This window comes from Ruminococcus sp. 1001136sp1, assembly GCF_039841815.1.
Lineage (GTDB): Bacteria > Bacillota > Clostridia > Lachnospirales > Lachnospiraceae > Blautia_A > Blautia_A faecis.
In genome coordinates, this window is the sequence record NZ_JBDPGY010000029.1 from 1 (window position 1) to 12,161 (window position 12,161).

General features: G+C 38.3%; 10 protein-coding genes. All 10 read left to right on the plus strand.

The genetic code is table 11. The annotated features are described in order from the left end of the window. The first annotated feature begins 1,244 nt into the window (after window positions 1-1,244). The 10 genes from ABHC48_RS18450 (at window position 1,245) to ABHC48_RS18495 (ending at window position 12,127) form a co-directional block, all read left to right on the plus strand. Window positions 1,245-2,246 (plus strand): PD-(D/E)XK nuclease family transposase, encoded by a 1,002-nt coding sequence (locus tag ABHC48_RS18450; RefSeq protein ID WP_272067071.1) that lies wholly within the window; start codon window positions 1,245-1,247, stop codon window positions 2,244-2,246. A gap of 269 nt (window positions 2,247-2,515) precedes the next feature. After that, complete coding sequence (locus ABHC48_RS18455) at window positions 2,516-3,181, plus strand: response regulator transcription factor (RefSeq protein ID WP_195700342.1); 666 nt, start codon at window positions 2,516-2,518, stop codon at window positions 3,179-3,181. Between the two features lie 167 nt (window positions 3,182-3,348). Continuing rightward, window positions 3,349-4,602, plus strand: a complete 1,254-nt coding sequence (locus ABHC48_RS18460) for a HAMP domain-containing sensor histidine kinase (protein WP_243284601.1) — start codon at window positions 3,349-3,351, stop codon at window positions 4,600-4,602. Window positions 4,603-4,701: 99 nt separating this feature from the next. Beyond that, window positions 4,702-6,216: a DUF6034 family protein gene (locus tag ABHC48_RS18465; RefSeq protein WP_118583023.1), complete on the plus strand. Its 1,515-nt coding sequence runs from the start codon at window positions 4,702-4,704 to the stop codon at window positions 6,214-6,216. Between the two features lies 1 nt (window position 6,217). Beyond that, window positions 6,218-7,108, plus strand: coding sequence for a hypothetical protein (locus tag ABHC48_RS18470; protein WP_173735712.1), 891 nt, complete (start codon window positions 6,218-6,220; stop codon window positions 7,106-7,108). A gap of 18 nt (window positions 7,109-7,126) precedes the next feature. Beyond that, window positions 7,127-7,855 (plus strand): ABC transporter permease, encoded by a 729-nt coding sequence (locus ABHC48_RS18475; protein WP_243284602.1) that lies wholly within the window; start codon window positions 7,127-7,129, stop codon window positions 7,853-7,855. After that, the gene (locus ABHC48_RS18480; RefSeq protein ID WP_117854462.1) at window positions 7,833-8,504 is read left to right on the plus strand and encodes an ATP-binding cassette domain-containing protein; all 672 of its coding nucleotides are present in this window, start codon (window positions 7,833-7,835) and stop codon (window positions 8,502-8,504) included. The genes ABHC48_RS18475 and ABHC48_RS18480 overlap by 23 nt, the downstream gene beginning before the upstream one ends. A 2-nt stretch (window positions 8,505-8,506) precedes the next feature. Next, window positions 8,507-9,832 (plus strand): hypothetical protein, encoded by a 1,326-nt coding sequence (locus tag ABHC48_RS18485; RefSeq protein WP_117854465.1) that lies wholly within the window; start codon window positions 8,507-8,509, stop codon window positions 9,830-9,832. Window positions 9,833-9,987: 155 nt separating this feature from the next. Beyond that, window positions 9,988-10,530 carry a hypothetical protein gene (locus ABHC48_RS18490; protein WP_243243663.1) on the plus strand — a complete coding sequence of 181 codons (543 nt, stop codon included), beginning with the start codon at window positions 9,988-9,990 and terminating at the stop codon, window positions 10,528-10,530. A 748-nt stretch (window positions 10,531-11,278) separates the two neighbouring features. Continuing rightward, window positions 11,279-12,127, plus strand: a complete 849-nt coding sequence (locus ABHC48_RS18495) for a DegV family protein (protein ID WP_195700344.1) — start codon at window positions 11,279-11,281, stop codon at window positions 12,125-12,127. Window positions 12,128-12,161: the final 34 nt, after the last annotated feature.

A 12,161-nucleotide genomic window follows, 5' to 3' on the forward strand; every position in this document is an offset into this window, starting at 1 on the left:
TATGATAAACTTAAGGAAAAGAGCAACGATTGAATCCCCATAGCTATCGGCTAAAGGGACGCGACTTTGTTCACCAAGGTAAAATCGAAATTGATGTAAACGAAAGGGCAGTTTTTATCAGAACTCAAGGCTGCTTTTTCGTTTACACCAACTCCGATTGTTTCCTTAACAGTTTGTCGAACTATCAAAACGCCCAAAACAATATACTATATAATCAATGGGCAGCCGACTTAATAACGAGATTGTCTGCCATTTTTTATACCTATTGCGGCTCCCACAAATTTGTTCAAAAGAAGCTTTTATTGCTGCAAAAACTCGGCATCCTCAATCTACACAATCGGAAAAACCATGTCTTCGCCAAATTCTATGCTTGCACTTCCCCTGGATTCTGGTTATAATAAAAGTTATTGCTAACGGCTATTTCAGGAATAATACTAAAACGATTCTATTACTATGATTACAATAGTGACCAAACCCGTTTTTTGAACTCAAATTATGTTAAAAGACGTGACTGTTTTTTATAATGTTTGTGGCCAAATTTTAATTTCATGAAATAGTACCACGGCAATCCATGTTTCGCAAAGCTCACGTATATTTTGTTTAATATATACAGTTTATGAAAGGAAAAATATAAGAAAATTAGCACTTAGTAATGAAATATTACTTAAAGTTGATAAAGCCGCACGGTACATTGGCGGTGAAGTCAACTCTGTTGAAAAGGATAAAAAAGATGTGGCCATTCGTGTTGTATTTTCCTTCCCGGATGTCCAGAACACGATTTTTTTACCTGCTCCCTTTTTAAATCACTTAGTACTATTTGCCGTTATTTCCTACCTTTTTATCTGTATCATTTTGTATTATTTTGTGTTATTTAAGCTTAAAAGGGATTTAATAACACAAAATAAGCCTTTGACAAAAGGCCATTTTTGACCACCTTTTGCAATCACTTTTCCGTTTCAGACTTCGTATCATGCCTCTTTTATGTGACAAAATTTGATATTTTTGTAAAAACCAGATTTTTGTACGAACTGTCAGTTATCTAAAAATACTTCTTATAGCTGCAGTTCGCTTTCCAGACGGCTATTGCTGGTATTTTCCTTATAGTGTTATGGAATGACATATTGTATTACAGGGTTTATTTGACTGTATGTGACATAAACTTATATAAAAATATATTGCCCCCATTTTTTCTTTATGGTAATATAAAATCATAAAATGTTATCAGTTAACCAATTATACAGGAGGTGGGTATTATAGTACGTCAGACGAATCTGGCGCAGACCATTGACCTTATATCAGACCGTGCGAAATATGATGAATGTGCGAAAAAAATATTGACTTACAAGGCAATCATAGCATGGATCTTAAAATCCTGTACAAAAGAATTTTCTCAATACAGCGTAAAGTTTATTTGTGACAACTGTCTGAAAGATGACGTAGAAATTTCTAAACATGCTGTCCACCAGGATCAGCTGGACCGTGATGAGAAACTAAACGGAGACGAAAGAATCGAAGGTTTGAATTTAGAGGCGAATGCAGTCAAGGATCAAACTGTATATTATGACATCCGTTTTAAAGCCTATCTTCCTGGAAACCCTGAACCTATACAACTTATTATCAATCTGGAAATCCAGTTGAATGATACTCCTGGATATCCACTTGTAACCAGAGGTTTTTATTATTGTGCAAGAATGATATCAGAACAGTATGGAACCGTATTTACAGATGAACATTACGAAAAGATTCAGAAAGCTTATTCCATCTGGATCTGTCCAGACCCAGCTAAAAAACGCAAAAATGGTATTTTCAAATATCACACAATTGAGGATACGATACTTGGAAAGTCCTATACAGATCCTCAAAGCTATGATCTGATGGAAGTGGTGATTGTAAATTTGGGAGATGCAGACAAAGAAAGCGAGCTGGAGATTCTTGATCTGCTAAATGTCCTGTTTTCAACGTCTGCCACGCCAGAAGAAAAAAAGAAGCGGTTACATGAAGATTTTGATATTGCCATGACAGAAGAATTCGAGAGTGAGGTGAGAGACATGTGTAATCTAAGTAGAGCTCTTGTAGACCAGGGAATTGAACAAGGAATGAAACAGGGAGTTGAAAAAGAAAAAATGTCCCTGGCCCAAATGATGATCGAGGAAAAGGAACCTGCCGATAAGATTTCAAAATATACAGGCTATGCTATCGACAAGTTAAAGGAAATTGCAGCGGCAATGGGACAGACACTTGTGTAACATATGATTTTATAGGAAGAGGCTGTCGGGAAATAGACAGTTCTAAGAGAGGGAGGGTGTGACTCATATAAACACAATTAACAAAATGAAATCAAAAATGTAGCAGGATTTGAGGAATCAAAACGACTTCCAGATGGATCGTTCTTGATTCCTTTTTCTTTACAAATCGGTTACGTTTGCAGCACTGAAACTAGTGTATAATTGTAATAGTAAAAATCACGCACAATAAAGAAATAATCGGATTTGTGTAAAATGAAAGGAACATTATTATGAAAGCAAGAATACTGGTGATAGAAGATGAAATGGCAATCAATGATCTGCTTTGTATGAATCTGGAAGCTGCTGGTTATGAAACAGTAGGTTATCTGGATGGAAATGATGCAAGTGAAGGCGTCGTACAGGACCATGAATTTCAGTGCGCACTTGTGGATATTATGCTTCCGGGAAAGGATGGTTATACCCTTTTACCGGAATTAAAAAAGTTTGGTATTCCGGTTATATTTCTTACGGCAAAGGCTGATGTTACAAGTAAAGTAAAAGGGTTAAAAGACGGAGCCGAGGACTATATAGTAAAGCCTTTTGAAATGCTGGAGGTAATGGTGCGTTTGGAAAAAGTGTTAGATCGTTATGGAACGGCACCGAAACAGATTCAGATAGACGATGTCATAATTAATACCGTAAGTCACATAGTTACGAAAAATGGAGAAGAAATATATTTAAAACCTATGGAATATAACTGCCTTATGGTGTTCGTAAAAAACCCAAATAAAGCACTTACCAGAAGCCAGATCTTGCAGGAACTGTGGAAGGAGGAATTCTGCGGAGAAACAAGAACTGTGGATGCACACGTTGGACGCATCAGAAAAAAACTAAGCTGGCAGGATAAAATCAAAACCATTCCTAGAATTGGTTATCGACTTGAGGTGGATTTATGAAGCTATTTACAAAAATTTTTTTACAGGTAATCTGCGTGGTGCTTCTGCTGTCATCTGGAATTTTTTTCTATACAACTTACAGGTGGAAAAATCAGAGCATACAGAATATCAACAGTTATGAAAATAGCAGGTTTCAAACAAATATTTCTAAGTTTGAAAACATGCTAATGCGGATTAAAAGTAAAACACAGGACACTGATGATAAAATCCGGGAAAAAATGATTATTTATGCTTTTCGTCAGGTATTCCACGACAGCGCCGTTTTATATCAGGATGGAAAAGAACAATATAATGGGACAAAATATGAGTTTGATCTGCAAAATATCAGAAACCTAACAAAAAACAAACATGATGGATTCGAAAATGACATCTATTGTGATAAACCACTGATCAGCAAAACAAATGGCAACGTATTTTTGCTCTTTTATTTTTCCAGTTACAGTTCTACAGACATGAACTATCAGATTGTCACCTACAAAGATATTACCAGTGTACAAAAACAGAGTCAGACACTGTTTTATCAGGCAGGAGGGTTTACCCTGTTTCTGGTTCTGTTTGTTGGCTTTTTCCTGTTTTTGACTTTGCGGAAAATTATGGAACCGCTCACAAGGCTAAAAGAAGCGGCTGTTTCTGTGGCAAATGGAAATTATGAGATAAAAGTGCCATCAGAAGGAAAAACGGAACTGGCACAGGTTGGGAAAAGCTTTAATCTTATGACAGGTAAAGTGAGGGAGCAGATTGAAAAGCTTTCTTCCGTAAACCAGGCACAGAGACAGCTGCTTGGAAGTTTGGCCCATGAATTAAAGACACCGATGACTGCAATCATAGGATATGCAGATACACTTCTAACGGTACGCCTATCTCCCAAGAGGCAGGAGATAGCGCTTGATTATATTAGAAATGAATGCCGAAGGCTTTCCAGGCTTTCAGTGAAAATGCTGGAACTTACCGGATTATATGAAACAGGTGAAGCAGAATTTGTTCCAGTGGAAGTTCAGATGAATCAATTTCTGGAAGATGTAAAAAAACTTGTTACTTACAGGCTTCAGGAGAAAAAAATTTGTCTTGAAATACATTGTAATCCAGAGGAGCTTAGAAAAACTTTTGATCCGGACCTTATGATGAGTGCAGTGACAAATTTTATTGATAATGCAGTCAAGGCTTCCGATGAGAATTCAAAAATCGTACTGGAGGCAACCCAAAATCATTTATCTGTTCAGGATTATGGGAAGGGAATTCCAAAGGAGGATCTGAAAAGAGTAACAGAAGCTTTTTATATGGTCGATAAATCTCGTTCCAGAGTAAAGGGAAGTGTTGGGCTTGGTCTTGCGCTATGCCAGAAAATTGCAGATATACATGGATTCCAGCTGGAAATTACAAGTCATCTGGGAAAAGGAACGATCATATCTGTTTTATGGTAAATAATTTGAATTTACAGAACAGTTACAACTTGCGGAAGATTTGGTGTAATGAAAGATGCTATACTTGTGGACATAAACAGGAAGGAGAATTTATTCAACATGAGAAAAAACATAAATAAAATTGTAGGATTAACACTTTGTATAGGAATGCTCACAGGATGTGCCCAGACCCCGGAATCTTCCCTTGTAAAACCAAAAGGGAGCAAGGTAGAAAATGCTTATACAGAAACTGAAGGCGTAGATATGGTGAACGAGGACTCTTCTGAAAATACAAAGGATAAGAACACAGCGGTAAGAACAACTATTCGAGACCTGCTCAATGCTCCGGAAACCTATAAAAGTCAGACTACAGATGACAGTGCAAAACTTGTAGTGAACACGGATGCCACTGTAGAAATACCGGATGTAGAAAAGATATCCGCAATTTCTGTCACGCCTGCAGAAGTTACACAGGATCTTCTTGACCGTATTACAGATGCCTTTTTCTCAGAGGCAAAGCTGTATACATCGGATAGCTATTATACCCAGACAAAGGATGAAATCAAAAAAACGTTGGATGAACTAAAAGAAGATGTAGCAAACGGAAATCTGGATCCCTATAATTGGGGTACGGATGAAGATGGTAACCTTTACTATAATATTTATGATGATATTGAATACTGGGAAGAGCAGTATCAATCAGCCCCGGAGACGAAGACCCTGGCAGAAGGAAGACCTGTTGCAGGCTCCCAGGAGACAGAAAATGGTACTGCGGAAAATGAATTCTCCGGTGTTGCACAGATGCCGGATGGATCAGAATATTTTTACATGACATCTTCCTACGGATCCGATACCTTATCTGTCAAAATCAGAAAATTGGCAAAATCTGGCGGGGAAAAGCTGCCTGTGGACACGACCTGGTCTGATTATACTTCTTCCAGTGAAGGGGAAAAACCTACTGAGGAGTCCATTGGGATTTCATTAGATGAAGCAAAAAAAATGGTACAGGAAAAAGTAGATAAAATGGGGATTACAGATCTGCAGTTTTCAGACTGGAGTTATGCATTGTGCAATAATCTTGAAAAGGATAATAGTTTAAGTAATCTTGGAAGCGGATATGCGATTTATTACACACGTACTATAAACGGTGTTCCGATTACTCGGACAATGGCAGATGGCGGTGCTTTGGAAGATATGGACAGCACTATGGAAACCTGGTCTTATGAAAGTCTTTATTTCTTTGTCGATAAAGATGGAATTGAAAGCATGTATTATTCAAACCCTTATACCATAGGAGAGACAAAAACAGAAAATTTAAACCTTCTTCCATTTTCTGAGATTATGAAAACATATGAAAAAATGATGGTAGTGACCAATGCAGATAATATGGAATATGAAAAATCAAGAGTTTATGATGTTGACCGGATTGTTCTGGGCTATGCAAGAATTTATGAACCATCCACAGATCCGCATACAGGTCTTCTGGTTCCCGTTTGGGATTTCTTTGGAAGCAGAAAAGTGGAAGGTGACTATGATGGGAATAGTTACTCGGACATCACAGACTATCCAAACTGGAGCTTCCTTACCATTAACGCCGTGGATGGCAGTATTATAGACAGGGATCTGGGCTACTGATATGAAGCAGGTACTTGGAATTGTACATTACAATTTCTTTGGCTATTTTCGAAATCCAAAAGTCATTTTTACCTTCCTTCTGGAATTTGTACTTAGCTTTCTTCTCACTGGAAGAATCATGGTTGTTATGGAAAACTATGATACACCGGTACAGGCTGTAGAGCCATTTCTTTGGACCTTTGGGGATGGAACAGCAGTACTGCTCAGTTCTCTTCTGTTGCTTCTGCTGTTCTCAGACCTGCCAAAGATGACACCAGTTACTCCATATCAGTTAATTCGAACAACAAAGAAAAAATGGCTTTTGGGACAGTTTATTTATATTATTCTTGTGACTGCTCTTTATACAGTATTGATGCTGCTATTTACATCTGTACTGTGTATGAAGGACAGTTATCCGGGCAACCTGTGGAGCGAGACTGCTGCCATGCTCGGATATTCTGAACTGGGGAAAAACTTGCAGGTCCCCTCTACAGTAAGAGTCATGGAGAGTATCTCTCCGTATGGCTGTATGCTGCAGGTTTTTCTCCTGTTATTCTGCTATTCCCTGACACTTGGTTTTGTAATCCTTGTTGGAAATCTTTATAAAGGAAAAACAAAAGGCATGGTGTTTGGACTACTTTATAGTGTATTTGGATTTTTACTGGAACCCAGTGTGGTAGCCGCAATTTTGCATAAGGAAAAATATGAAATGTATCAGGTGAATGTACTGATCTGCTGGATCAGTCCTTTGAACCAGGCTGTATATGGAAAACATAACTTTGGCTATGATCCATTACTTCCGACCATCTGGCAGTCCTGTATGTTCTTCGCAGGTATTTTATTTGTTCTTATGGTTCTGGCACTTCGCAGGATGAAAAAATATCCCTTTGAATTTCTGGGAGAAAAAACATAATCAGAAGGGGAAATATCTATGCGGGTAGAAACAAAACGTATGCTTCTTGGCAGGAGTTTCCTGGCGGCATGGCTGATTGCCTGCTTTTCTATCGCAGCAGGTCAGACTTATCCAAGTTTGAAAAAAGCATTAACATGTGGAACTTTTATCAGCCTGCTGGATGGTTCATTGAAAAGTCAGATGGTATCTTTTGCCATCCCTGTAGCTGCGGTACTGCCGTGGAGTGATTCTTTTTTACAGGAGTATAAAAGTGGATTTTTAAAAGCTGCATTTCCCAGGACAAACCGCAGGCTATATGTGGAAGGAAAAGTCTTTTCTGTTATGACATCTGGATTTTTAGTCTGGATATTTGCTATAAGCACCATGCTTCTTGTTAATTTTGTTATATTTTATCCTATGGAAATAAAAGGCAGCTTTCCAAAGGAACAGTTTCTGGAGCTGCTTATGAAAGCACTTAGGATGGGACTGACCGGAAGTATTCTAAGCACTTTTGGTGGAATCTGTGGTACCTTATGGAATTCAGCTTATATGGCATATGGAATTCCTTTTGTCAGCTATTATTTTGGAATTATACTTCATGAACGTTATTTCAAAGATCAGATCTGGTTTTACCCAGTGGAATGGATTCTGGCAGATGGAAACTGGGGAACGGATAAAGCGGGATTGTGGTTATTCCTGCTATCATTTTTATTGGTTTTAATGGGAATTTTTGGAGGTGTTTTAAATGGAAAAGTGGAAGAAATCTGAATTTCAAAATACCTGTGTGAAAATAGAACACGTAACCAAAAGGTTCGGGGAAGATCTGGTATTAAAAGAAGTAAATCTTACCTTAAAGGTGGGACAGGTTTACGGCGTTGTAGGAAATAATGGCTCTGGCAAAACAGTACTTATGAAATGTATCTGCGGATTCCTTCCTGTTACCACAGGCACCATCCGTGTTTTCGGAAAAGAAATTGGTCGTGATGTAGATTTTCCAGAAAGCCTTGGTGTCATCATTGAGACGCCTGGATTTCTTACCCAGTATACCGGTGTAAAGAACCTGGAAATACTGGCAGATATGAAAAGAATGATTTCAAAGGCAGATATCCGCCTGATCCTAAAAAAAGTAGGACTGGATCCGGATATGAAAAAGCCGGTTGGAAAGTACTCTCTTGGAATGCGGCAACGCCTTGGGATTGCACAGGCCATTATGGAAGATCCTCGCTTCCTGATTCTGGATGAACCATTTAACGGTCTGGATAAACACGGCGTGGCAGAGATCAGGGAACTTTTGCTTGATTTAAAGGCAGCTGGAAAAACCATTTTATTGGCAAGCCATAATGATGAGGATATCCGGATTTTATGTGATCACGTATATGAGATGGATGGCGGAGTTTTAAGAGAAAGGACAGCCTGAAAATGGGAAAAAAATTTGTGAAAACCACATTCGCAATATTAAGTTTCATGATGCTTCTGCCGACATCTGTTTTTGCAGAAGATGCAGGGAATATGGAAGCTGCTTTTGTGGGAGAGTCTGTTCTGGAAGCAGATCAGTCAGCTTCTTATAGTGATGCAGACAGTACATTGCCTTTTGAAGAGGAAAAAAACAATCCTACAGATGAGAAGATTCCGGAAACTGAGGAACAGACTCCTGAAAAAACGGATTCGGAAAATCAAAATTCTGACCTGGATGGATTTATATCAGGAGACGCTTCTGCTGAGGACGAAAAGAAGACAATCCATGTCATAATAGAAAATGGAAATACTGATACAGATAATGGAACACAGATTACAGATCCTGTTATAGATAGTGGGGATTATTCTGCTGGAGAGTATAGTGGAGGCGGTTCTTCTGCCAGCTCGTCTGGTGAGAAAATACTACATAAACCGCAGGTTCTTTTAGAGGATAACAATCTTTCCGGACAAAATCTAAAAGCAGGCTCTGTCACAGAAATGTCACTGACATTCCGGAATAAAAGCCGTAGCCAGAATGTATTTGGTCTAAAGATTTCTATTTCTGCGGATACAAAGGGAATTGAATTTGAGAGAAACTCTTTTTATGTTCAGAGACTGACTCCAGGAGAAGCAATTACCCTGAAACAAAAGGTCACTATAGCAGAGGACTGTACTCCAGGTCAGGCAACAGTTTCTTTTTCTCTGGATTACGAAGATTCAAAAGCGACGGGAGCGACAGGTACAGAAACGCTGTCCTTTCAGATCACTCAGCCGGCGCGTGCAAAACTGGAAGCTTCTGATATTCCTTCTGTTTTATATACCATGGATACGGTAGAAATTCCGGTGAAAGCAATGAATCTTGGAAGGGATAAGATATATAATGCAAGTGTCCGGCTGGAAGCAGACGGATTGAACCCAAAAGAGTCCGCTTTTTTAGGAACATTAGAAGCTGGAACCGCAGTACAGGGAAGTCTCCGTGTGTATGTAAAAGGAAAATCAGAAGAAGATGACGGTTCTTTTCCTGGCAGGATTACCGGAAAACTGATTCTTACTTATGAGGATGCAGCCGGCAATTCCTATGAGGAAAGTACAGAGTTTGAGTCTGAGATTAAAGAAGCTAAAATCCAGTCTTTAAAAATAGAGGATGACCAGGAAGAAACAAACAGCTGGTGGTATTCCGTTATTGCAGTTATTGCAGTACTGCTTGTTTCTGTGATTCTACTTCTTTTGGGTAAGCTTCATAAGAAAAACATACTTCTGGAAGAAACCAGAAAGGTGGATGCCCATTGAAAAAGAATAGAATAGATAGTTTTACCTGTTTTGTAGGTTTTCTTCTGATATTGGCATTATTTTTCTCTATAAAGCTTTTTGCAGGAATACAGGATGGGAAAAAACAATACTTGGCACTGGTTTCCCTTGGAGACCTTACTTATGATGATGATTTTTTGAAAAAGGCAAAAAAAATAGAAGGGATAAAAGAGATATGGCCAGTTGTGGAAATTCCAGTAACCATCAAGATTGAAGATTATACGGAAACAGCCACCTTTTTAGGAATAGATCTGAATGCGTTTGGAGAAAATCCAGAGCAGAATGATTTAGGAAATACACCGGTGTTGTTGCTTGGAAGTAAAGCATTGCAAAACATGAAAGACTCAAATAATCATTCCATTTCAAAAAAACAACAGGAAAAATTCCTGCAAATGGGAGAAAATCTAACCATTTCTTATGCACTTGCTGGAAATACAAAAGAGCTTTCTGGCGCGGCAGATCATCTAGTATCCTTGACTGGGCACGAAGAAAATGAACAGCAAACTGTTTATCTTCCATGTAAAGTAACTGCCGTAACGGAAAATGAAGATATCTATATTCCTTTATCACAGGCGCAGGAGCTTTGCAGTGAGATGGGTGAGCCGCTTAAAATTACAAAAATTTATTTGAAAGTGAATGGAAAAATGAATCTGGAGAAGGCAAAAAAATTATTTGAATAAGGTATTCTTGCAAAATTAATTTGTATCAATCTCTGGTATTCATTTGACTAACTATTGTATTTTGTGCATGTTTTATGTAATTTTATCCATGTACTTATTTAAAAGAAAAGTATATACTTTATTCTTGTAAATAAAAGTATTTTATTCCCCTAAGGCTTGCTCCATTGTCTGCATGACAGGCAATGGAGGCCTTCTTCCAACGTATTAATCATAATAAATTGGTATTTTTGTAAATTGTACCATATAATGGAAAACTGTTAGATTGTGATCTTTTAGATACAATTTAGCAGTTTTTTATATGATGGAAATCCAATACAAAAAACCACTTTTTCATGCTATACTTCATTTATGAATTATAGCAAGATCAACACCAATAAAAAGGTCTGGGCAGTCTTGCTTAATTTGATATTGTAGGGAAGTCAAATGCAATGCGGTACTTCCGTATTTGCCACTCTGAAAACCTTTGAGCCCTCGCTCCGTCATATATTAAACAATTCGCCTTGCTGTATTTTCTGCAAAGTTCGTTGTAGGTAATGCGATTTTTTTATTCAAAAACAATACCCACTCTTGTTTCCGTTTTGGGAAAGAATGTAATTTATAGTAAATGAGTAGAAATTGCGATTGTTTTTTGGTACAATATATTGATTAGTAGTGAAATAGCTGGCGGGATTTATGCGTAAGAGTGAAACTTTTATCCTGCCTTAGCCGAAGATATCCCAGACTTTGTTCGGGAAAAGGGTGTGAATATATGGTAAAAATTATTTCAGACAGTACCTGCGACCTTTCACAGGAATTATTGCGAAAATATGAGATTGACATTCTTCCGCTTCATATTCTTCTGGATGATAAAGAATATGAAGATGGAAAAAACATTACTCCGGATCAGATCTATGCCTGGTCTGATGCAAACAAGACAACACCTAAAACTTCTGCACCTGCCCTGGCAGATGCCATGGAGCTTTTTCGCCCCTATGCAGAGGCTGGAAGGGAAATTGTCTGCTTTTCTATTTCAGCAGGTATGTCCACTTCTGGAAATGTGATGCGCCTTGCTGCTGAAGAACTGGGGGCTTCTGACCGAATAAAAGTAATCGATTCTGCAAACCTTTCTACCGGTATCGGCCTTCTTGTAGTAGAAGCTGCAATTATGGCAAAGAATAACCGGACAGCTTCCCAGATTGTTTCTGAGATAGAGAAGTTAAAACCAAATGTGAGAGCAAGCTTTGTGGTAGATACCCTTACTTATTTATACCGAGGCGGACGCTGCAATGCAGTAGCGGCTATGGCCGGAGGTGTTTTAAAACTGCATCCCAGGATTGTAGTGGAAGATGGTGCAATGAATGCATCTAAGAAATACCGTGGAAAAATTGCTTCTGTTGTCATGAACTATGTAAAAGATATGGAAAAAGATTTAAAAAAAGCGAGACCTGAACGCGTATTTATAACACATTCTGGCTGTGAACAGGAAACTGTAGAAAAAGTGAGGGCTTATCTGAAAGAACTTGACATTTTTGATGAGATACTGGAAACCAGGGCTGGCGGTGTTGTATCAAGTCATTGCGGACCTGGTACGCTAGGTGTTTTGTATATTGCAAAATAAAGAATGCATTGCGATATCTGCCATATGCTTCATT

Coding starts and splice junctions, on each gene's coding strand:
- ABHC48_RS18455 (WP_195700342.1), top strand. CDS start 2,516: ATGAAAGCAAGAATACTGGTGATAGAAGATGAAATGGCAATCAATGAT.
- ABHC48_RS18460 (WP_243284601.1), top strand. CDS start 3,349: ATGCGGATTAAAAGTAAAACACAGGACACTGATGATAAAATCCGGGAA.
- ABHC48_RS18465 (WP_118583023.1), top strand. CDS start 4,702: ATGAGAAAAAACATAAATAAAATTGTAGGATTAACACTTTGTATAGGA.
- ABHC48_RS18470 (WP_173735712.1), top strand. CDS start 6,218: ATGAAGCAGGTACTTGGAATTGTACATTACAATTTCTTTGGCTATTTT.
- ABHC48_RS18475 (WP_243284602.1), top strand. CDS start 7,127: ATGCGGGTAGAAACAAAACGTATGCTTCTTGGCAGGAGTTTCCTGGCG.
- ABHC48_RS18480 (WP_117854462.1), top strand. CDS start 7,833: ATGGAAAAGTGGAAGAAATCTGAATTTCAAAATACCTGTGTGAAAATA.
- ABHC48_RS18485 (WP_117854465.1), top strand. CDS start 8,507: ATGGGAAAAAAATTTGTGAAAACCACATTCGCAATATTAAGTTTCATG.
- ABHC48_RS18495 (WP_195700344.1), top strand. CDS start 11,279: ATGGTAAAAATTATTTCAGACAGTACCTGCGACCTTTCACAGGAATTA.